The sequence below is a fragment of the Bradyrhizobium sp. 137 genome (assembly GCF_023074095.1).
Taxonomy (GTDB): domain Bacteria; phylum Pseudomonadota; class Alphaproteobacteria; order Rhizobiales; family Xanthobacteraceae; genus Bradyrhizobium.
The window spans coordinates 1-21946 of record NZ_JADPKU010000019.1; the positions used below are offsets into that span (position 1 = coordinate 1).

The 21946-nt window shown below is 63.9% G+C and carries 20 protein-coding genes and 1 tRNA gene; 8 read left to right on the forward strand and 13 right to left on the reverse strand.

The window, feature by feature from the left end:
- The 8 genes from IVA78_RS03570 to IVA78_RS03605 all read right to left on the reverse strand — a co-directional run.
- On the reverse strand, positions 1-411 hold a 411-nt coding region (locus IVA78_RS03570; protein ID WP_247464310.1), incomplete at its 3' end, for a transposase.
- Between the two features lie 205 nt (positions 412-616).
- Positions 617-826, reverse strand: coding sequence for a hypothetical protein (locus IVA78_RS03575; protein ID WP_247275783.1), 210 nt, complete (start codon positions 824-826; stop codon positions 617-619).
- Between the two features lie 162 nt (positions 827-988).
- Positions 989-2869, reverse strand: a complete 1881-nt coding sequence (locus IVA78_RS03580; RefSeq protein ID WP_247275722.1) for a response regulator — start codon at positions 2867-2869, stop codon at positions 989-991.
- A gap of 39 nt (positions 2870-2908) precedes the next feature.
- On the reverse strand, positions 2909-4399 hold the full coding sequence (kaiC, locus tag IVA78_RS03585) for a circadian clock protein KaiC (RefSeq protein WP_247275721.1): 1491 nt from the start codon (positions 4397-4399) through the stop codon (positions 2909-2911).
- Complete coding sequence (locus IVA78_RS03590) at positions 4396-4680, reverse strand: circadian clock KaiB family protein (RefSeq protein ID WP_247275720.1); 285 nt, start codon at positions 4678-4680, stop codon at positions 4396-4398. The genes kaiC and IVA78_RS03590 overlap by 4 nt, the downstream gene beginning before the upstream one ends.
- A gap of 164 nt (positions 4681-4844) precedes the next feature.
- The gene (locus IVA78_RS03595) at positions 4845-5492 is read right to left on the reverse strand and encodes a response regulator transcription factor (RefSeq protein WP_247275719.1); all 648 of its coding nucleotides are present in this window, start codon (positions 5490-5492) and stop codon (positions 4845-4847) included.
- Between the two features lie 266 nt (positions 5493-5758).
- Positions 5759-5843: transfer RNA gene (locus tag IVA78_RS03600), tRNA-Leu, on the reverse strand.
- Positions 5844-6022: 179 nt separating this feature from the next.
- Positions 6023-6265: a FliM/FliN family flagellar motor switch protein gene (locus IVA78_RS03605; protein WP_011088012.1), complete on the reverse strand. Its 243-nt coding sequence runs from the start codon at positions 6263-6265 to the stop codon at positions 6023-6025.
- A gap of 98 nt (positions 6266-6363) precedes the next feature.
- On the opposite strand from IVA78_RS03605, the gene lipB reads away from it, so the two are divergent.
- Positions 6364-7113: a lipoyl(octanoyl) transferase LipB gene (gene lipB / locus IVA78_RS03610; RefSeq protein WP_247275718.1), complete on the forward strand. Its 750-nt coding sequence runs from the start codon at positions 6364-6366 to the stop codon at positions 7111-7113.
- Between the two features lie 171 nt (positions 7114-7284).
- The gene (locus tag IVA78_RS03615) at positions 7285-7998 is read left to right on the forward strand and encodes a DNA helicase (protein ID WP_247275717.1); all 714 of its coding nucleotides are present in this window, start codon (positions 7285-7287) and stop codon (positions 7996-7998) included.
- Positions 7999-8055: 57 nt separating this feature from the next.
- On the opposite strand, the gene IVA78_RS03620 is transcribed toward IVA78_RS03615, so the two are convergent.
- The gene (locus IVA78_RS03620) at positions 8056-8478 is read right to left on the reverse strand and encodes a 4-oxalocrotonate tautomerase family protein (protein WP_247420552.1); all 423 of its coding nucleotides are present in this window, start codon (positions 8476-8478) and stop codon (positions 8056-8058) included.
- A 110-nt stretch (positions 8479-8588) separates the two neighbouring features.
- Between IVA78_RS03620 and IVA78_RS03625 the strand changes: the two genes are divergently transcribed.
- Positions 8589-9437: a LysR substrate-binding domain-containing protein gene (locus IVA78_RS03625; RefSeq protein WP_247464314.1), complete on the forward strand. Its 849-nt coding sequence runs from the start codon at positions 8589-8591 to the stop codon at positions 9435-9437.
- 157 nt (positions 9438-9594) lie between these two features.
- Positions 9595-11115, forward strand: a complete 1521-nt coding sequence (locus IVA78_RS03630) for a PAS domain-containing sensor histidine kinase (protein ID WP_247464317.1) — start codon at positions 9595-9597, stop codon at positions 11113-11115.
- Between the two features lie 255 nt (positions 11116-11370).
- Here the strand turns inward: IVA78_RS03630 and IVA78_RS03635 are convergent, their stop codons facing one another.
- The 4 genes from IVA78_RS03635 to IVA78_RS03650 form a co-directional block, all read right to left on the reverse strand.
- On the reverse strand, positions 11371-11670 hold the full coding sequence (locus IVA78_RS03635; protein WP_247275713.1) for an acylphosphatase: 300 nt from the start codon (positions 11668-11670) through the stop codon (positions 11371-11373).
- Positions 11667-12533, reverse strand: a complete 867-nt coding sequence (locus IVA78_RS03640) for an isocitrate lyase/PEP mutase family protein (protein ID WP_247275712.1) — start codon at positions 12531-12533, stop codon at positions 11667-11669. Before IVA78_RS03640 ends, IVA78_RS03635 begins: the two co-directional genes overlap by 4 nt.
- Before the next feature lie 60 nt (positions 12534-12593).
- Entirely contained in the window at positions 12594-14609 is a 2016-nt protein-coding gene (locus IVA78_RS03645; RefSeq protein WP_247275711.1) for an acetyl/propionyl/methylcrotonyl-CoA carboxylase subunit alpha, read from the reverse strand.
- 190 nt (positions 14610-14799) lie between these two features.
- Complete coding sequence (locus IVA78_RS03650) at positions 14800-15870, reverse strand: putative zinc-binding peptidase (RefSeq protein WP_247275710.1); 1071 nt, start codon at positions 15868-15870, stop codon at positions 14800-14802.
- A 205-nt stretch (positions 15871-16075) separates the two neighbouring features.
- Between IVA78_RS03650 and IVA78_RS03655 the strand changes: the two genes are divergently transcribed.
- The 4 genes from IVA78_RS03655 to IVA78_RS03670 all read left to right on the forward strand — a co-directional run bounded on the left by IVA78_RS03655 (position 16076) and on the right by IVA78_RS03670 (position 21825).
- Positions 16076-18553, forward strand: coding sequence for a PAS domain S-box protein (locus IVA78_RS03655; RefSeq protein WP_247275709.1), 2478 nt, complete (start codon positions 16076-16078; stop codon positions 18551-18553).
- Positions 18554-18741: 188 nt separating this feature from the next.
- Positions 18742-19182, forward strand: a complete 441-nt coding sequence (locus IVA78_RS03660; RefSeq protein ID WP_247275708.1) for an EamA family transporter — start codon at positions 18742-18744, stop codon at positions 19180-19182.
- Between the two features lie 83 nt (positions 19183-19265).
- Positions 19266-20564, forward strand: a complete 1299-nt coding sequence (locus IVA78_RS03665) for an MFS transporter (protein WP_247275707.1) — start codon at positions 19266-19268, stop codon at positions 20562-20564.
- A gap of 10 nt (positions 20565-20574) precedes the next feature.
- Entirely contained in the window at positions 20575-21825 is a 1251-nt protein-coding gene (locus IVA78_RS03670) for an arsenic transporter (protein ID WP_247275706.1), read from the forward strand.
- Positions 21826-21946 lie beyond the last annotated feature (121 nt).

A 21946-nucleotide genomic window follows, 5' to 3' on the forward strand; every position in this document is an offset into this window, starting at 1 on the left:
CTCGGTCTTGGTGGCAACCGAAAGGCTCTCCTGCAGCAAAGCCTGCAGCTTCTCCTCGCCCATCCGCTGGCGCCAGCGCGTCAGCGAAGAGCGATCGAACACCAATCGGTGCTGGAAGAACTCCTCGCCGCAGAAGAACTGGTAATAGGGGTTCTCCACCCAGCGCTCGCACAGGACCTCGTCGGAGAGGTCGTAGGTGTGCTTGAGGATCGCCAGCCCCGCCATCAGCCGCGTCGGCAATGGCGGCCGGCCCGGCTTGTCCTCGTAGACCGCCCCGAACCGCTGCTCCAGGAACGACCAGTCGATTGTCCCCGCCAGCTTCACCAGCGGGTGCCCCATATCGATGATCGCGTCCAGCCGCGAGCGCAGAAGATCGGTTTGTCCCGTCCCGCGTCGTTCCTTTGGTCGCATCGCTCCCTCCGATGCGACGACGGAATCACGACTCGTGATTCGACGGAATCCTCAAAAATGAAACTGCAAGCTTTTGGGCCGTCAAAGCCCGAAAGTTTGCAATCCCCAAGACCTTCTCGCCCCGAAAACTGATTCTTGATCAACCGCTTGGAGGTTCTTCACGGACGACTAGCCCTGCCGTGAATGGGGCCGCACCGTGCTGTGATCAGCGCCATGCCTTCTCGTTCTTTTGTTCGTAGTCTTTGAAAGCCTTCTCGAGGCCGCCCAAAACCTCGGCGGACGTTTCGAACATCGCCTTCAACTGCGGTTCGTCGACCTTCTCGATGTCCTCGCGCAAATGGCTCCGGATATCGCGGAGAGCCTTCTGCATCTTCTGTGTATGGTGTCGGGGATCACGATCTGCCGCACTTGCCATCGCCACTCTCCTCGCTGCGAATATTGCCGGCCGAAGTGCAGGAGCGTCCGGCAAGATGGGCCTTTAACGGCCCGAGGGAAGCCTGGTTCCAATTACGAAATCCCATAAAACCGGCATGAAATACAGGGAATTGCTCACGGAGTTCAGCTGCACATTCAGCATCTACGAGTGAACCTCCATTCGCTCAAGCGCGGCGATCAGCTGATCCACGTCGAAGGGCTTGGTCAGAATTTCAAGTCGCGCCGCAGGCGCGAAGCGTTGCCGAATCTCGTCATCGGCGTAGCCAGTTGTCAGGACGATGGGCAGGTCTGACCGCAGGGCCCGAAGCTCCTCAACCAGTCCATCTCCGGGTCGGTCGGGAAGCCCGAGATCGACCACGGCGGCCGCCAGCTCGTGGTGCGTGCTTCTCGCCTTCAGGACTGCCTCCTCGAAGCTTGTCGCGGCCTCGGTGACGAAGCCCCTCTCCGAGAGCATGTCCGTGAGCAGCAGGCTCAAGAGGAATTCGTCTTCGACGACAAGGACGCGCCGCGTGGGGGCGTTTCCCTGGTTCAAGAGTTCGCGCACCCTGCCACCAAGCTCCGCCGAGGAGAACGGTTTGCTGAGCAGTCTGGTGCCGGCCTCGAGGCGGCCTTCGCGAATGAGGACGTCACCGGCGTAGCCGGTGGTGATGAGAACCTTCAACCCGGGGCGATGCGCACGAGCACACTCGGCGAGGTCCTTGCCGGTGAGCTGGCCGGGAAGGCCAAGATCCGTGAACAGAAGGTCGACCCTTGCGCCGCGCTCGAGTATCTTCAGCGCCGAATGCGCGTCGCTCGCTTCGATCACCACATATCCGAACTCGCGGAGGCTGTTGCTCGTGAAAGCCCGCACATCCTCGTTGTCTTCAACGACAAGGATGGTTTCGCCCTCTCGGGAGTGGAGGACAAACGGGCTGTCTTGCTTTGAGGCTTGCGGCGGCGGCAGAGCGTCGGATTGCGCCGCCGCCTTCGGAAGCAGGATCTCGATCCTTGTTCCGCCATTTGGCTTGCTTGACAACGTGATGTGGCCCCCACTCTGCCTCACAAAGCCGTAGACCTGACTGAGGCCCAGCCCCGTTCCTCTTCCATCCGGCTTTGTCGTGAAGAAAGGCTCGAACACGCGACTGAGCACGTCAGGAGTCATTCCACAGCCTGAATCGGTCACGGCGATGAGGACGTGAGGGCCTAGCCGCCCTTCATCCTCGCGGGTTTCATCGGCGAGCTTTCGATCGATATTCGTCACTTCAATTGCGATACTTCCGCCCTCCGGCATCGCGTCTCGCGCGTTCACGGCCAAGTTCAGAATCGCCGATTCCAGCTCCGTCGGATCCACTTCGACCGGCCAAAGATCCTCTGCGACCGTCGTTCTGACGACGATCGTCTCTCCGAGCGTCCGTTGCAGCAGATCGGACAAGCTCGAGATCAGCTCCTTGAGATCGACGAGTCGGGCCTCCAGCGGCTTCTGGCGGGCAAAACTCAGCAGCTTCGCCGTCAGCTGCGCGGCCTGCCGGGCACCCCGCGCGGCATTTTCGAGCGCATTGGCAATCCGGCTGTCGGCTCCTGCAGTCACGCGCATGGCGCTTTCCAGATTTCCGAGCACGACCGTTAGCAGATTGTTGAAATCGTGTGCGATGCCGGCGGTCAGCCGACCCACTGCCTCCATCTTGGCGGCATGGCGCAGACGCTCCTCGGTGGCTCTGCGGCTCGAAATGTCGCGAATGCTCGCAAGGCGCGCAGGCCGGCCATCCCAAGTCGTCTCAACCGTGCGGATTTCCGCATCGATGACGCGTGCGCCCGGCTGATGAACCGAGATCTCGGTCATATCGTCCACGACAAAGGGAATGCCGATGGGTGATCCGATCAACGATCCGATCGGGCGGCCAAAGATCGTTTCCGAGGCCGGATTGGCAAACAGCACGACGCCGGATTCATCGACGACAATGATGCCGTCGGCATTCTTTTCGATCAGAAACCGGACCTCGGACTGATCGATCGCCGGCTTTGTGGACGGACCCGCTATGCTCATGATTCACCTGAAGCGGCCATGTGAAATGCGTCGGCGAGCTCATTCCCTGAATACGTTCGGAGCCCGACTGAACGGCTCACCCAAATGCATGCCGGCGCCGTCTATCGTGAAACGCCGGATCTCCTTGGCATGCTCGCTGCCGCGCATCTTCAACACCATCAGCCCGCGATGCATGATCTCCTGCTCCTGGATGTATCGCAGCAGAATTATGGAGTCGGTCATGGTGGAAATGTGCTGCTCGCTTGCGCTTTCGCCGCCCACCAGAGACTTGCTGGTCGCCGTGCACAAACCGGCGATCTCCCGCTTCTTGATGAAGGATGTCAGGCTGATCAGGAACTCGCGGAAGCCGGTCTCGGGGGCAATTCGCTCCAGGGCCGAAAGGCTGTCGACGGCAATTCGGTTGGGCTTGAATTCGTCAACCAGCGCCTGGATCGTCAACAGGTGATCGGGCAGCCCCTGGGCTTCGGGGTACAGGCAAACGATCTTCAATTTTCCTTCCGCCTCCATCCGCGCGAAATCGGCGCCCCAGCCCGTGGCATTTCGGAAGAGCTGGCCCTTGCTCTCCTCGTATCCGAACAGAATGGCTCTTTCCCCGGCCTCGACGCCGCCTGCGAGAAAATTCGTGACCAGCAGCGTCTTTCCGGTGCCTGTGGCTCCGCTCACGAGCGTCACGCTGTCTCGGAAGAAGCCTCCGCCGCACATCTCGTCGATTGCAGAATTTCCGCTGGTGACCCGCACGGTGCTGGACTGTTGCTCGAGCCGGAGAGACGACAGCGGAATGGCGACGACCCCGCGTCCTGTCAACAGCGTGAATGGCGCCTCGCCCTCCGCGTGATGGCTGCCTCGCATCTTGAGCACCTCGATCGTCCGCCGGCGCTTCTCTCGGTAGAGGAGATTACGCAGGATGACGACATTGTCGGCGACGAATTCCTCGAGCCGATGCCGCGTGATCTCTCCATATTCGCTGTTTCGCTCCGCCGTCATCAGCACGGTCAGGCCCGCCTTCTTCAAGGCCGTGCTGATGCGAAACAGCTCGCGCCTCAGTATCTTGGGATCGCTGATGAAATGATCGAAAAGCTGAGTGAGTGAGTCCAGCACCACGCGCTTGGCGTTGACGCTCCTGGCTGCATGCATGATTCGGGACAGCAGCCCCTCCAGGTCGAAGTCGCCGATGACCAGTTCGTCCGTGCTCGGTGGGCTCGCGTCGACGAACGCGAGGCGACCGGCCTTCCGCCACTTTGCCAGTTCCCAGCCGAACCCGCTCATATTGGCCTCGATATCGGCGGGCGGCTCCTCGAACGTGACCAGCACGCCGTTCTCGTTGAACGTCTCGATGCCGTGCGCGAGAAACTGGGTGGCGAACACCGTCTTGCCGCTTCCAGGCGTGCCGCCGACGACCGTCGTTCGGGCGCGCGGGAGCCCACCCATCACCAATTCATCGAACGCATCGACGCCGGTCCTGACCCGCTCCAGTACGCTGGAGATCTCGGTCTCCTGGTCGCCGTCTTGGCCGCTATCCTGGGCGGTCATGCGTGATCTCCTTCGATTCCCATGAATTCAAGGATGCGTTTGGTATCGCTGAGGTCTCCGACGATGCGACGGGAGCGAGGGCCGTCCTCGTACGAAAGGGTCGGCGTGGCAATGATGCCGGCGCGGTCGGCGAGATCAGGACGCGTGAGCACGTCGATGATCTCGACGTCCCAGCCTTTGCTGCTCACCGAGGCGCGAAGGCGCTCAAGATTCTGCTGGGCGCGGCGGGAGCTCGCCGAGTTACCCGCAATGTAGAGTCGTAGCACGAGCGGAGCAGCCACCGGACATAGCCTTACTTTTTTGATCGTCGGGCCAATGCCGAACCAAAGCTGCCACTGCTCGCCCCTCCGGCGGTCTTCGGTCGCTCAACAAGCCTGCGCTCCGAAGGAACAACATGGTTCCCCGGAGCGCAAGAGAGAGAGAAATACTAGGCGACTAGTAGCGGCTAACGTTCCGCTCGATCCGCACGCGGTCGCCGCCGTCTTGCCTCCGCCAAAGCCTCGTTGGTGATCCCGCGCTCACGCGCCCAAAGGATTGCCGCGCTTCGCCGATTGACGCCGATCTTGCGATAGAGCGATGCAACGTGGTTGCGGATCGTGTTCTGGGACAGGTGCAGCTGCTCGCTCATGTGCAGGTCGCTCTTGCCCTGACAGATCAGTCCAAGAATCTCCCGCTCGCGATCGGTGAGCAGTTCGATATCCGCCACAGAAGGATTCGGTTGAGCGATACGGACACCCTTCAGCTTCTCGATAATGGTTCGGGCAAAAGACGTTGTATCTGCCAGGACCGACTCGATCGCCGACATCGTGTCCTGGTTTGCCTCTTCCGTTTCCTGAATGATGCAGATGGCGGTCGGCGCATCCGACAGCGTCAGCGTTCGAACCGAAACGAAGCAATCGATGCTTTGACCTGCCGGCCTCCGAAGGGGCAGCTCAAGGCTCTTGAGACTTCCATCCAGCCGACTTCGGGTCTTCTCATCGACCCAAACGAGGTTTCCCTTCCTATCGACCACGATGGCGCCGTTCTCGAGAGCAGACAAAATCGCGGTCCAAGGTTCGTTTTCGCGCGCATCATCGCTCGCCATTCGGCCCATGGCCTGGCTCCCCTCTGGTTGCGGAATTCGACTTGCTTGGATTTGCCTGGATAACGCCCGCCCCCGGAACTAGTTCCTTCGTACCAAATGACTGGTAATTCTGCGCTAACGTGGCCTGATGCGAGCGGGTTCGCTCGCGGACCCGCGTGAATGGCGCTTTTGGTGGGGCGTCCGGCCTGAATTCGTGGACCGGACAAAGGGGATGAATATTCGACCAGCCGTCCGCAGACGAAGCGACCGCTCCGGACGCTCCGAATATGTGGGTGTGGTGCGCTCGGAGGGACTCGAACCCCCACGGTGTTACCCACTGCCACCTCAAGGCAGCGCGTCTACCAGTTCCGCCACGAGCGCTAGGAGATGCCGGCCTGAGGTCTTAGGCTGGCCGGATCAGCGGCCGCCGATCTAACAAATCCATCAGGGGGATACAAGCCTGCAAAGGCCCCGAATTCCACAAGGCAGGAAAGTTCATGCCCCTTCCCTTGGGATCTGGCTTCAGCCCGTGCCCAGGCCTTTACCTCGTCCCCGGGGCGCTACCGCGTCCCCGGCGTGCGCGGCAGCATCTGCTTGACCTCGACCGCGATCCGGTTGCGATCGACCAGCACGACGCCGGAGGCGACCGGCAAATTATTGGCCAAAACCTTGACCTCGTCGGCCTCGGTTGCGTCCAGTTCGATGATGGCGCCGCGGGAAAGACGTAATACCTGATGGATCGGCATGGTGGTCGTCCCGAGGACGACCATGAGATCCACGGTGACTTTATCGAGAGTGGGCACTGTCAGGACCGCCGCAACTTGGGACTGTGAACCAAAGGACTTTGAACCAAAGAACTTGGCATTTGCTCCGGTCATGATCACCACGTTATGGTTAGCCAATGGTTAATTCGCCTGAAAACCCCCGCCAAAACCCGCGTCACGGGCTCGATTTGGCGTCGTTTTCCGCCGCCGGCGGCGAGCCCGTCACGTGGCTTATTTCGCACGCTCCGGTGCCCTATCCGGACGCGGTAGCCGCCATGGAGGCCCGAGTCGCGGCGATCGCCGCGGGCGAGGCTGCCGAGCTGGTCTGGCTGCTCGAACATCCCCCGCTCTACACCTCCGGCACTTCGGGCAAAGAATCCGACCTGCTCGATCCACGATTCCCGACATTTGCGACCGGACGCGGCGGCCAGCTCACCTATCACGGCCCCGGCCAGCGGGTGGCCTATGTCATGCTTGACCTCAAGCGCCGCCGGCCGGACGTCCGGGCCTATGTGGCGAGCCTGGAGGAGTTGATTCTACGCACGCTGGCGGCCTTCAACGTGCGCGGCGAGCGGCGCGAGGACCGGGTCGGGGTCTGGGTCAGGCGGCCGGACAAGGGGCCAGAGCATGAGGACAAGATCGCGGCGATCGGCGTCCGGCTGAGACGCTGGGTGTCATTCCATGGCATTGCGATCAACGTCGAGCCGGAGCTGTCGCATTTCGCCGGCATCATCCCTTGCGGCGTCGCCGATCCCCGCTATGGCGTCACCTCGCTGGTCGATCTCGGCCAGCTCGTGGCCATGGCCGATGTCGACATCGCGCTGCGCCAGGCGTTCGAGCAATTGTTCGGGCCGACACGCGCGCTGGTGCCGGAAGCGGCGGTCTGACGCTTCCGTGGTCTTCGCGGAATCAGCTATGCTTGTTTCGGTGTCGCCCACACCTCCCCCCCTCCGCCGGGAAAGTAGACTTCATACCGGGCGAATTGATCTTCGACCGACTGTTCGAGCGCCAGGCATAAGGAGGGGTTGCGATCATGCTCGCAATGGGAGGTTCTCGCGATGAAATTATCTGCGCCCATCTATCATCTGAAGCGCAAGGCGAAACGCATGTCCCGCGAGCGAGGCATTCCGCTTCACGAGGCGCTTGACCGCATCGCGACGATTGAGGGGTTTTCGGCCTGGAGCATGCTCGCGGCGAAGGCGGCGGCGGTGACGCCGGCCAGCAGGCTATTCTCGCAATTCCGGCCGGGCGACCTGGTGCTGGTCGGCGCGCGTCCTGGTCACGGCAAAACCCTGATGAGCCTCGAGCTTGCGGTGGAGGCAATGCGGTCGGGCCATCGCGCTGCGTTCTTCTCGCTCGAATATACCGAGAAAGAGGTTCTGGACCGCCTCCGCGCGATCGGCGTGGACCCCGCACAATTCGACAGGCTGTTCGAGATCGATTGCTCCGACGCCATCAGCGCCGACTACGTCGTCAAGCAAATGGCCGCAGCTCCCTGCGGCACGGTCGTGGTGATAGACTATCTGCAATTGCTCGATCAGAGGCGGGACAAGCCGGACCTCTCCGTTCAGGTGCGCGCACTGAAATCGTTCGCACACGACAGGGGATTGGTCGTCGTCTTCATTTCGCAGATCAATCGATCCTACGACCCCTCCGTCAAGCCATGCCCCGATCTCGGCGATGTCAGGCTGCCAAATCCGCTGGACCTGAAGCTGTTCGACAAGATGTGCTTTCTGAACAACTCCGAAGTTCAGCTCCGGCTCGCGAGCTGACCATCCTCCATGTCCGGTCCGTGCCGCGGGTGAGATCGTCACCCGCGACCTCCGGCATCACGCCGCCTTGAGCGGGACCTCGAGCTTGCCGGCGATGTAGCGGCGCTCCTGAGTGAGGCCGCCGAAGCCATAGGCATCGCCCTTGACCTCGTCGACGTGCAGATAGGTCTCGGGATGCAGCGGGCCCAAAAGCTCGGCCATGCGCCTGAACATGGCAGCGAGATAGGCCGCCTTCTCGTCCTTGGTGTTGGTGCCTTCGCTGACGTGGATGTCGATCCAGTAGCTCGCAAGCTTCTGCTCGGCGAGCGACTTGCCGCCGGCGAACCAGTCGCTTGCATCGACCGATTTCACGATGATGGCAGTCACCTTGGGGTCCTTGTGCAGGATCGTTGCGGTGAGCTCGGACACGGCGTTCGCAATGTCGGCCTTCAGCGAGGGCGACTGGCGGGATGTGGTGTAGGACACGGTGATCAGGGGCATGGATGTTCTCCTCCGGAGCCGCGCAGGTCGCGCGGCGTTGATGAGAAGCTAGATCTCCCTTCGCCATTTTGGTATGTTATCGTTGATGATATCAATGATAACGACTTGTGATGACAGCCGTCCTCGCCACCGTCCAGGCCTTCCTGCTGGTCGCCGAGCTCCAGAGCTTCACCCGCGCCGCGGAGGCGCTCGGCACAACACAGGCGGCCGTCAGCCTGAAGCTGCAGCGGCTGGAGACGCTGCTCGGAAAGCGTCTCGTCGAACGCTCGCCGCGCGCGGTCCGGCTCACCGCCGAGGGCGCCGCGTTCCGCGATCGTGCCAGCGCGCTGATGGAGGCGCATGACCGGGCGCTGTCAGGTGAGGCTTCAGTCGCGCAGACGCTCTCGCTCGGCATCTCCGACCATGCGGCGGGGCCCGAACTCGTCCCACTGCTCGAACGCCTGCACGCGATGTCTACGAATCTCACCCTCGCCGTCACCATCGGCTTCTCGCGCGAGATGCAGGATGCCTATGACGCGGGGCGGCTCGATGCGGTGATCGTGCGCCAGGAGGGCAGCCGTCGCGGCGGCGAAAAATTGGCCGAGGACGAGTTCGGCTGGTTCGCCGCAAGACGCTTCACGCTACGGAAGGGTGAGCCGTTGCCGCTTGCGACGCTCGCCCCACCTTGCGGCGTCCGCGCCGTTGCCGTCCGCGCACTCGACAAGGCCGGCATCGCCTGGCGCGAGCGCTTCGTCGGCGGTGGCGTCACGGCAGCCGTCGCGGCCGCGCTTGCCGGCCTCGCGGTCGCGCCATTGGCGCGGCGGATTGCGCCTCCCGGGCTGGTCGACATCGGGCCGGCACACAAATTGCCGAAACTCGGCAGCTCGAAAGTGATGCTGCATTCCAAGGTTAGCGATCCCGCTAAGCTTACGGCGCTGCGTGCAGTGACGGCGACGTTCCGGAGCGGCACGGCGGCTTGAGGCCGAACGCTCACAAGATGGCCTCGAACGCGCTGCGCAGCGTCTCGTGAGCGGCGGCCGATTTGCATACGCCCCCCGATGTTTGCCTAAAAATGTCCCAGATTGGGGGAACCATCCGGCGCCTCGGGCGTTTGCCCCCGTCGAGGCGGGGTCCGGAATGGTTAAAAAGTCTAGACAGCAGAGAGACTTGTTCGAGAGCGAACGCAGTTTCCGGCTGTTGGTTGAAGGCGTTGCCGACTACGCCCTTTACATGCTCGACCCCAGCGGGATCATCACGAGCTGGAACATCGGTGGCGAGCGCATAAAGGGCTACTCGCCCGGGGAAATCCTCGGCCAACATTTTTCGCGCTTCTACACCGAGACCGACCGCGCCAACGGCAAACCGGCGCGGGCGCTGGGCATCGCGCGGGAAAAGGGCCGCTACGAGGAGGAAGGCTGGCGTGTCCGCAAGGACGGCACGTTCTTCTGGGCCAGCGTCGTGATCGATCCGATCTATGAGGACGGCGAGCTGGTCGGCTTCGCCAAGATCACGCGCGACATCACCGAACGCCGCAATACGCAGCTCAAGCTCGAGGTGATGCAGAAGCAGCTCGCCGAATCCCAGAAGTTCGATGCGCTCGGCCAGCTCACCGGAGGGGTGGCTCACGATTTCAACAATCTCCTGATGATCATCAGCGGCAGCCTCCACATGTTGAAGAGGGGCACTGACGACGAGGCCAAGGTTCAGCGCGCGATCTCGGCCATCGAGACCGCCACCAAGCGCGGCGCGGCGCTGACCAACCAGCTCCTCACCTTCGCACGGCGACAGAGCGTCAATCCGCAGGCGGTCGATTTCGCCGAGCGTATCGCGGCGATCCGCGAGGTGCTCGATGCCGGCGTCGGCAGCTCCGTGCGTCTGGTCTTCGACATCAGCGGCGAAGTGTGGCCGATCAAGACCGACGTCTCCGAACTCGAGACCGCGCTGCTCAACCTCGTCATCAATGCCCGCGATGCGATGCCCGACGGGGGCACGGTGACGATCGGTGCGCACAACGTCGTACTCCATGAGCCCACGCTCGCCGGCAACTTCGTCGCGATCGACGTCAGCGATACCGGGTTCGGCATTCCCGATGACGTCCTCGACAAGATCTTCGAGCCGTTCTTCACGACCAAGCCGATCGGAAAAGGCACCGGACTCGGCCTCTCCCAGGTGCACGGCTTTGCCCACCAGGCGGGCGGCACGATCAAGGTCGCCAGCGAGCTTGGCAAGGGGACCACGTTCACCATCCTGCTGCCGCGCGCGGACGACGCGCCATCGCGCGAGCCGGCGGGAGCATCATCGTTCCGCGGCAGCGGCACGGTGCTGCTGGTCGAGGACAATCCGGACGTCGCCTCCGTCAGCGTCGGCCTGCTGGAACAGCTCGGCTACAGCGTGCGCAGGGTCGCCGATGCCGAAGCTGCGCTGCTCGAGATCGAGAAGAACGGCGTCGACTTCGTATTCTCGGACATCGTCATGCCCGGCAAGATGGACGGGCTCGGCCTCGCCCAGCACCTGCGCCAGATCCGGCCCGGCCTGCCGATCCTGCTCGCCACCGGCTATAGCGAGGTCGCCGCCGGCGTGCGCGGCGATTTCCCGATCCTGCGCAAGCCCTACGAGATCCACGAGCTCAGCGAGGCGATCGCCAAGCTGCCGCGGTGATTGCTCACCTCTCCCCGCTTGCGGCAGGGCAATCGCATGGCGGCGTTCTGATTGCGCGCCTCGTCCCTTCGAGACGACCCTCTGCGCAGTCTTCTCCAGGATGAGGCTAATCGGCTTCGGTGCTCGTTGAAACTGCTGCCGCGCATTCCATCCTCATCCTTGAGGAGCCCGCCTAAGCTGGCGTCTCGAAGGATGGCCGCAGGGAAACGCTCTCAAGATGCGATAGCTTGCCGCAACCGGGGAGCGGGAGCACACCTACGCCGTCGGTAACACCGAAAACGCCTCCCCTGCCCGGCGCAGGTTCAGCTCCTCGGCACCCGCAGTCTCGCTGGTGACGCTGTCGACGCGCGAGGACGGCGGGCCGTGGCGGCACAGCGCGACCATGTCGGCGACGTGCTTGGGCGTCCCCGCGAACAGCGCTTCGACGCTGCCGTCACGGCGGTTGCGGACCCAGCCTTCGAGACCGCATGCAGCCGCCTGGGATTCGACCCAGGCGCGGTAGCCGACGCCCTGGACGCGGCCGCGGATCACGACCTGGAGGATCGCCCGCGTCATTTTCTCGGTCCAAGATAATCGGCGCTGCGCGCCTTCACATCGGCCTCGCGCATGACGCGGCTGGTCAGTTCCGATGTGGGCAATCCCTTCAGCGCTTTCGGTGCCGTGCCCTCACGCAATGCCTTCTGAGTCTCGTACACTGCCTGCGTTGCAGCCGCGATCGGCGCATGGCCCTGCAGCGCGATGCGCACGCGTTGGCTCTCGAGATAGTCGGTAGCGTTCAATTCCTCCGGCGCGCCGCCGAGCACGAGCGGCAGGTGCGTGGCGGATGCGATGGCCGCGAGTTCCGCGTGCGACCTGATGCCGGTGAAGAACAGCGCGTCCACGCCGGTGGCTTCATAGGCCATGGCGCGCCGGATCGCATCTTCGATGGACGTGATCGAGGCAGCTCCCGTGCGCCCCATGATGACGAGCGAGGGATCGCTGCGGCCGTCGAGCGCCGCCTTCATCTTGCCGACGCCTTCCTCGAGCGGGATCAGTTGCGTCTTCGCCTCGCCGAACGCCGCCGGCAGCAGCGTGTCCTCGATGGTGAGGCCGGCAGCCCCCGCCGTCTCCAGCTCCTGCACCGTACGGCGCACGTTCAGCGCGTTGCCATAGCCGTGATCGGCATCGACGAGGACGGGAAGCGCGGAGGCGCGCGACATCCGCCGCATCTGCTCGGCAAGCTCGCTCAGCGTGATCAGCGTGACGTCGGGATCGCCGAGCACGGCGAGCGAGGCCACCGAACCGCCGAACATGCCGAGCGGAAAACCGAGGTCCTCGGCAATGCGGATCGAGATAGCGTCGTAGACCGAGCCGGGATGGACGCAAGCCGAGCCCGACAGGATCGATCGCAGTTTCTCGCGGCGGGAACGAAAGGCCATGGTTGCCTCACTCTCCATTCCTCATCCTGAGGAGCGTCTGGCGTTGCGCTCCGGCGCGCTTCACGCAAACTCCAAAATCAGCGCGTCCACCGCGAGGGTCGCGCCGGCGCTGGCGTGGATCTTCTTCACAGTGCCGTCCTGCTCGGCGCGCAGCACGTTCTGCATCTTCATGGCTTCGACGACGGCGAGCGTCTCGCCGGCCTTGACCTCCTGCCCCTCGTTCACGGCGATCGAGACCACGAGGCCCGGCATCGGACAGAGCAGCTTCTTGCCGGTGTCGGAAGCCGTTGTCACTGGCATCAGCCGGGCCGAGGCCGCTTCCGCCTCGGTCCAGACATAGACGGGCACCTCCACGCCCTGATGCGCGAGACGAATGCCGTTGGCAATCGGGCGGGCCTGCAGCGCGACGAACTGTCCATCGATGGTGCCCTGCCAGACCGGATCGCCGGGCTTCCACGGCGATTGCAGCAGATGCGCATTGCCGGCCTTGCCGTCCGCATCGACGAAACGCACCGTGATTGCTTCGCCCTCGCGCGCAACCTCCAGCAGGATCTCCTGGCGATCGAGCCAGACTGCGCGGCGGCGCTCGCGCTGCACGATGCGGCCGCCCATCTGGCCCGAGATCTGCCGCTTGCGCTCGCCGAGCACATGATCGATGGCGGCGCCGACCGCAGCGATCCGCCGCGCGACCTCGCCTTCGGGCACGCGCACCGCAAAGCCCTTGGGAAACTCCTCGGCGATGAAGCCGGTGGAGAGCCGTCCCTCGCGCCAGCGCGGATGGTGCATCAGCGCGGACAGGAACGGAATGTTGTGCCTGATACCGTCGACATAGAAGGAATCCAGCGCTGTCGCCTGCGCCTCGATCGCGGCCGCGCGCGAGGGGGCATGGGTCACCAGCTTGGCGATCATCGGATCGTAATGGATCGAGATCTCGCCGCCCTCCTGGACGCCGGTGTCGTTACGCACGGTGATACCATCCTGGCTGGCTTCCGCCGGCGGGCGATATTTCACCAGGCGCCCGATCGAAGGCAGGAAGTTGCGGAACGGATCTTCGGCATAGAGGCGCGATTCAACCGCCCAGCCGGTCAGCGTGACGTCCTTCTGCGCAATGGCGAGCTTCTCGCCGGCGGCAACGCGGACCATCTGCTCGACGAGATCGATTCCGGTCACGAGTTCGGTGACGGGATGCTCGACCTGGAGGCGCGTGTTCATCTCCAGGAAGTAGAAGCTCTTGTCCTGCCCTGCGACGAACTCGACGGTGCCGGCGGAATCGTAGTTCACGGCTTTCGCCAGCGCGACCGCCTGCTCGCCCATCTTGCGGCGGGTTTCCTCGTCCAGCAGCGGCGACGGTGCCTCCTCGATGACCTTCTGGTTGCGGCGCTGGATCGAGCATTCACGCTCGCCGAGATAGATCACGTTGCCGTGCTTGTCGCCCAGCACCTGGATCTCGATATGGCGGGGATCAACGATGAATTTTTCGACGAAGACGCGGTCGTCGCCGAACGAGGCCTTGGCCTCGGCCTTGGCGAGATTGAAGCCCTCGGCGACCTCGGCCTTGGAGTGCGCGATGCGCATGCCCTTGCCGCCGCCGCCAGCGGAGGCCTTGATCATGACGGGATAGCCGATCTCGTCGGCAATGCGGACCGCGTGCTTGTCGTCCTCGATGACGCCGAGATGGCCCGGCACGGTCGAGACCTTGGCCTTGGCAGCCGCCTTCTTGGATTCGATCTTGTCACCCATCGCCGCGATCGCGCCGGGGTTCGGGCCGATGAAGACGATGCCGGCCGCCGCCAGCGCACGCGGAAACGCCTCGCGCTCGGACAGGAAGCCGTAGCCGGGATGCACCGCTTCCGAGCCGGTCTTGCGGCAGGCGTCCACGACCTTTTCGATCACCAAATAGCTCTCGGCCGCAGCGGGTGGGCCGATCAGCACGGCCTCGTCGGCCATCTCGACATGGAGGGCATCGCGGTCGGCCTCGGAATAGACCGCAACGGTCTGAATTCCCATCCGGCGGGCAGTCTTGATGACCCGGCAGGCGATTTCGCCGCGATTGGCGATCAGAATGCGTTTGAACATGCTTTTCTTGAGTCTCGACCTTGGGCGGGGACCCCTTACCTGGCCGCTGGGGCCTATGGGAAACGGGCCGTGTGGCTCCCGTGGTACATCAAAATGGGCCGGAGGCAACGGTCTAAATCCCTCCCCTCTGGCGTACCAGCGCAAGACCGGAATGGGCTTGCGCAACGGAGCCGGCTGGCCCTGGCACCACCTACAGCTTCCCGGCCTTGGCCGCGTCCCGCACGAGGCCGTGAACAAAGCCAAGCTTGGCGACCACCGCGGGCGACAGGATGAAGGGATAGAGGTCGCGCAGGCCCATGGCGCGGTTGACGCTGTTCATGGCGAAGGTGAAGGGCAACCATGCGTTGACCAGCGCTTCCACATCCCGGGCCTCGTAGGGGTCGAAACGGATGCGCGCCGTCAGCTCCCCGTCGCGGTCGACCTTGGGGCGTACCTCCATGCCGAACTCGGCGGCCATCTCCAGCGTGTCGACGATGTGGAGATAGTGCGCCCAGGTCTCGGCAAAGTCCTCCCACGGATGCATCGTCGCATAGGCCGCGACGTAGTTCTGCTGCCAGTTCGGCGGCGCGCCTTCGGCATAATGACGCTGCAGGGCCTGGCCGTAATCGGCCGAATCGTCGCCGAACATCGCGCGGAATTGGTCTAGCTTGTCCCCGTCGCGCACCAGCACGTCCCAGAAATAATGCCCGACCTCGTGGCGGAAATGCCCGAGCAGCGTCCGGTAGGGCTCGCCCATCTCGAGCCTGCGCCGCTCGCGCGCGAGGTCGTCGGCCTCGGTGAGCGCGATCGTGATCAGGCCGTTGTCATGGCCGGTCATGATCTTCTCTCCGCTGTGCGGATCGTCGGCGAGGAAATTGAAGATCAGCCCATGCGCGGGATTGTCCTGCCGGGTCTGGAGCGGCAGCTTCCAGCGGATCAGGGAATAGAACAGCCGGTGCTTCGCCACCTCCAGCTCGCGCCAGCCGGCGAGCTGCGCCGGATCCGACAGATCCGGCACGATGCCGTTGTGACGGCAGGCGCGGCAATAACCCGTGCCGTTACCTGTATCCGTCAGCCAGTTGCAGGAATCGTATTCGGCATTACGGCACAGCATGCGGCTTTCGGCCTTGTCGACCAGCGTCCTCCAGGCCCCGCCGTCGGGCTCGATCGCCGACATCGTCTCCTTCTCCGGCAGGAAGGCGACGCGGTGGCCGCAGCGCTCGCAAGCGCGGTTCTCGAAATACAGGACGTTGCCGCAGGCTTGGCAGACAAAGAGCTTCAAGATTTAGCCTCTTCGGAAAGGAAGGCTTGTGAATGAGTTGTGGCGCCTCGCAGATAGGCGCGCAGAGGGCCCATCGTTCCAACGTCAGGAACAAATAGCCAGCGGAGGCGTTCGTTCATATCCTCCGTCATCCTGCGCCTTACCTGCATATTCCCCTCTAAGCGATGGCCATCACGCTCCGTCTGTGTGAATATCGGTCCGGCACGTGCGCACCTGCATGACAACGGCCGACGCCTTGACCGATCCTTTGCCCGAGACCCTCGCTGCCGAAAGGCTGCGCCAGCACCTCGAAGACGTCGCGCGCGAGCGCGACAACGCCTATCGCGCGCTTCAGGAGCGCGAGGCCGAGCTCGCACGCATCCAGCGCATCGGCAAGGTCGGCGGCGTCGAGGTCGACTTCCGCGAAGGGTTCAAGAACCGCCGTTCGCCCGAATATCTGATGATCCACGGGCTGCCTCCGGAGGCCACGGACGAGACGCACGAGGACTGGGTCAACCGCATCCATCCCGAGGACCGCGACGCGACCGTCAGCCATTTCTTCGAGGCTCTCGCCGGAACGAGCCAAGACTACACTGCCGAATACCGCATCATCCGTCCCAGCGACGGCGAGACCCGCTGGATCCGGGTCGTCGCCAAGATCGAGCGCGACAGGGACGGCCGCGCCATTCGGCTCGTCGGCGCCCATATCGATATCACCGACCAGATGCTCGCGCGCGAGACGCTGCGCGAGAGCGAGGAGCGCTTTCGGCTGATTGCCGACAGCGCGCCGGTGCCGATCTGGGTGACCAAGCTCGACCGCAAGCGGTCCTTCGCCAACCAGGCCTATGTCGATTTCGTCGGCCTGCCCTACGATCAGGCCATCGATTTCGACTGGCGCAAGGTGCTGCATCCGGACGACCTGCCGCACGTGCTTCAGCAATCCGTCCAGGGCGAAGCTTCGCTAAAGCCGTTCGTGCTGGAAGCGCGCTACAAGAATGCCAAGGGCGAATGGCGCTGGCTGCGCTCGGAATCGCAGCCGCGCTGGGATCCGACTGGCAAGCATATCGGCTTCATCGGCGTCGCCCACGACATCACCGCGGCCAAGCAGGCCGAGATCGAGCTCCGGCAGCTCAACGAGACTCTGGAAGAGCGCATCGCCCAGCGTACCGCCGAGCTCGAAGCCAACGAGGCGCGTCTGCGTGCGATCCTGGAGACCAGTAACCAATATCAAGGCCTCGTCAATCTCACGGGCGAATTGCTTTACGCCAACAAGACCGCGCTCGCCGGCATCAAGGCGAATTCCTCGGACGTGATCGGAAAGCCGTTGTGGGAGACGCCCTGGTTCACCGGCACGAGCGGCATGAGTGCTGCCGTGCGAGAGGCCTTCGACAGGGTGCTCAAGGGCGAAGCCGTGCGGCTCGAGATGCGCCTGCACCTTCCCGTCGGCGAGCGCGATTTCGACTTCGGCATGCGTCCGGTGCTCGATCGCCACGGCAACATCACCGGTGCCGTGCCAGAGGCCGTCGACATCACCGAGCGCCGGCGCGGCGAGGAAGCGCTAAGGCAGTCGCAGAAGATGGAGGCGATCGGTCAGCTTACCGGCGGCGTCGCGCACGACTTCAACAATCTCCTCACCATCATCCGTTCGGCGACCGACTTCCTGCGCCGCCGCGAGCTGCCGGAGGAGCGCCGCCGCCGCTATGTCGACGCCATTTCCGAGACGGTCGAGCGCGCCTCCAAGCTGACGGCGCAGCTGCTGGCATTCGCGCGGCGGCAGCCGCTCAAGCCGCAGATCTTCGATGTCGGCAGCCAGGTCGAGAGCATCGCGCAACTGATCCGGCCGCTGGTCGGGGGCCGCATCGACATCGCGGTCGAGATTGACGATACCCGCTGCTTCACCCTGGCCGACATCGCCCAGTTCGAGACCGCGTTGATCAACCTCGCCGTCAACGCCCGCGACGCCATGGATGGCGAAGGCCGCCTCATCATCGCGGTGCGCAAGGTCGAGGGCATTCCGAGCCTGCGCGCACAATCGCCGCGCGGCGGCGACTACATCGCCATCTCGGTCAGCGACACGGGTCGCGGCATCGCGCCGGAACATCTCGACTCGATATTCGAGCCCTTCTTCACCACCAAGGAGGTTGGCAAGGGCACGGGACTCGGGCTCAGCCAAGCCTTCGGCTTCGCAAAACAATCCGGGGGCGACATCGCGGTGACGAGCGCGCAAGGCAAAGGCGCGACCTTCACCATCTATCTGCCGCGGGCGCAGAGCCCTGTAACGGACAAGGAAGCAGCGGCACTGACCTATGAGGCGGCGGCCACCGGGCGCGGCTATCGCGTCCTCGTGGTCGAAGACGACGACGAGGTCGGCCGCTTCTCCACCGAGTTGCTGGAGGATCTCGGCTACGTCGTCCGCCGCGTCGCCAATGCCAATGCGGCGCTGACCATCCTCGACGAGAACGAATTCGCCGTGGACCTCGTCTTCTCCGACGTCATCATGCCCGGCATGAACGGCGTCGAGCTCGCCGGCGTCATCCGCGAGCAGTATCCGGGTCTGCCGGTCGTGCTCACCTCTGGCTACAGCAACGTGCTCGCCGAGAACGCCCATCGCGGCTTCGAGCTGATCCAGAAGCCGTATTCGGTGGAATCGCTCTCGCGCATCCTGCGCAAGGCGATCACGGAGAAGCTGTCGATGGCACGGTGAACCTCTTTCGGCGTCCGGGCGAAAGCCGGGATCCATACCGCGTGATTTCCCTTGTGGCACACGCATCGTCGCTCTTCGCCAAACACCTTTTCGTGCTTGTGGGTCGCGGCCTTCGCCGAGACGACATTTGAGTGTTAGGCTGCAATTGCCCGCACAACGATGATCAGCCGCCACACGTAAAGACCCTGATGAAACCCGCGCTCCTCTCCGCCTGGCAGACCTGGGCGATCCTCTCCGCCTGCTTTGCCGCGCTGACCGCGATCTTTGCCAAGGTCGGCGTCGAGAATATCAATCCGGACCTCGCCACTTGTATCCGCACCATCGTGGTCCTGCTCGCATTATCGGTGCTGCTGCTCTGCACCGGCCAGTTCGCCATGCCCTCAGCGGTCTCGTCGAGAACCTGGTTATTCCTGGTGCTCTCGGGGCTTGCGACCGGCGCGTCCTGGCTGTGCTATTTCCGAGCGCTGAAGCTCGGGCCCGCAACGCTGGTCGCGCCGATCGATAAGCTCAGCGTCGTCTTGATCGCGCTGTTCGCCTTCGCTTTTCTCGGCGAGCGCCCGACGGCTCAGGGCTGGCTTGGCATTGCCATGATCGGCGGCGGCGCGGTGCTGCTCGCGGTCAAGTTTTGAGGAGCCCGGCGTGATCCGCGGAACCAGGCCGGCAACACGAAGGTTGCTGCCGGGGCCACCTTGAGCCTCGGCCGAGAGATCCGATGTCGAGCGCAAACTCCGATCAAGCGAGGCACGCCGGCCGCGCGCTCGATGCGGCCAATTTCTTCCTCGCCGACGTGCGCGACGGGCTCGGGCCCTACCTCGCCGTCTATCTCCTCACCGAGCAGCGCTGGGACGAGGCGCGCATCGGGCTCGTGATGTCGATTGCAACGATCGCCGGCATCGTAGCGCAGACGCCGGCAGGTGCGCTGGTCGATGCAACGCCGAGGAAGCGGCTCGCGATGGTGATAGCCGCCATTATGGTGACCCTTGCCTCGCTATCGCTGCCGTTGTTTCCGAACTTCGGGCCAGTCGCGATCTCGCAGGGGATTGCCCAGGCCGCCGCTGTCATCTTTCCGCCTGCAATCGCCGCCGTCTCGCTCGGCATCTTCGGCCATGCCGCTTTTACCCGGCGGATCGGCCGTAACGAGACCTTCAACCATGCCGGCAACGCTGTCGCTGCGGGTCTGGCAGGCGTCCTCGCCTATTGGTTCGGCCCGACCGTCGTGTTTTACCTGCTCGGCGCCATGGCGATTGCGAGCCTCGCCAGCATTGTCGCGATCCCCGAACGAGCCATTGACCACGATCTTGCTCGCGGCCTGCACCACGCTCACGCGAACAATCTGCCCGACCACCCCTCGGGCCTCGGCGTGCTCCTGACCTGCCGCCCCCTGCTCGTCTTCGCGCTCTGCGTCGTGCTGTTTCACCTCTCGAACGCGGCCATGCTGCCTCTGGTCGGCCAGAAGCTCGCGCTGCAGGACAAGAACATGGGCACCAGTCTGATGTCGGCCTGCATCGTCGCCGCGCAAGTCGTGATGGTACCGTTCGCGATGCTGGTCGGCGCCAAAGCCGACCGCTGGGGCCACAAGCGCTTCTTCCTCGCCGCGCTGCTGATCCTGCCGATCCGCGGCATCCTCTATACGCTCTCGGACAATCCGTTCTGGCTGGTCGGTGTGCAGCTTCTGGACGGTGTTGGTGCCGGCATTTTCGGCGCGATCTTTCCGGTTATCGTCGCCGACCTCATGCGCAACACCGGCCGCTTCAACGTCGCGCAGGGCGCGGTCATCACCGCTCAGAGCATTGGAGCTGCACTATCGACGACACTGGCAGGCCTGGTCGTGGTCCGCGCGGGTTACCATGCAGCGTTCATCTCGCTTGGCGCTGTGGCGGCGATCGGCGCCGTGATCTGCTTCTTCGCGCTACCGCAGACGCGGCAAATCGCAGACGGCGATCTGTGCGCGCGGGGGAAGACAGCTGCGCCGCATCGGCTATCGCTGCCGAATAGATCTGGTTCACCTTGAGGACTGAAACGTGCCGTCTGACGCCATCTGGGCCTGGAGCATCATCGTCGCTGCGACCGCAGGCGTGATCATCCGCCCTTTTCGCCTGCCCGAGGCGATCTGGGCAGCGATCGGTGCCGCCGCTCTCGTGCTCCTCGGCTTCCTGCCGTGGCGGGATGCGCTCACCGGCATCGAGAAGGGTGTCGACGTCTATCTGTTTCTGATCGGCATGATGCTGATCGCCGAGCTGGCACGGCTCGAAGGCCTGTTCGACTATCTGGCCGCCTTTGCCGTCGAGCATGCACGCGGCTCTCCGCAGCGGCTGTTCCTGCTGATCTATCTCGTCGGCACGCTGGTGACGGTGCTGCTCTCGAACGACGCCACCGCGATCGTGCTGACGCCGGCCGTTTACGCCGCCACTCGCGCGGCCGGCGCCAAGCCGCTGCCCTATCTGTTCGTCTGCGCCTTCATTGCCAATGCCGCGAGCTTCGTGCTGCCGATTTCCAATCCGGCCAATCTCGTGGTCTTCGGCAAGCACATGCCGCATCTTGGAGCATGGCTGCGTCAGTTCACGCTGCCGTCACTCGCCTCGATCGGCTTCACCTATGTCGCATTGCGCCTTGCGCTGCACCGCGAGTTGAAGGAGGAAACGATCGAAACGAGTGTCCCTCAACCGAAACTCGGACGCGGCGGCCGATTGACCGCCTATGGCATCGGCGCCATCGGCATCGTGCTGATCTGGGCCTCTGCGCTCGATCTGCAATTGGGCTTGCCGACGTTCGTCTGCGGGACCGCGACGGCGGCCGCCGTGCTGTTGATCAACCGTCAATCGCCTATGCCCGTGCTGCGCGGCGTCTCCTGGAGCGTGCTGCCGCTGGTCGGCGGGCTCTTTGTCATGGTGGAGGCGCTGGTGAAGACCGGCGTGATCGCGCAGCTCAGCGCGCTGCTGCACCAAGCGGTGGCGCAATCCGTCCCGCAGGCCGCCTGGAGCGTCGGCATTGCCACCGCGCTCGCCGACAACATCGCCAACAATCTTCCGGTCGGCCTTGTCGCCGGCTCCGTCGCCGCCAGCGATCATCTGCCCGCGCCCGTTGTCAGCGCCATCCTGATCGGCGTCGACCTCGGCCCCAATCTGTCGGTGACCGGCTCGCTCGCCACCATCCTCTGGCTGGTTGCGCTCCGGCGCGAGAAGATCGAGGTCGGCGCCTGGCCATTCCTCAAGCTCGGCCTGCTGGTGACCCCGCCCGCACTGATCGCGGCGTTGGCGGCGGCAATCTGGTAAGGAAGCCAGACGCAGCTTTCGAAATCAGGTGCGAGCTATTTGCGGTAGATCAATGCGGCCGGCGACGCTGCGGCAGACGATCGGCCTGCTCGGCCGTGAGGTGGGATCGATCCGGTCTTCT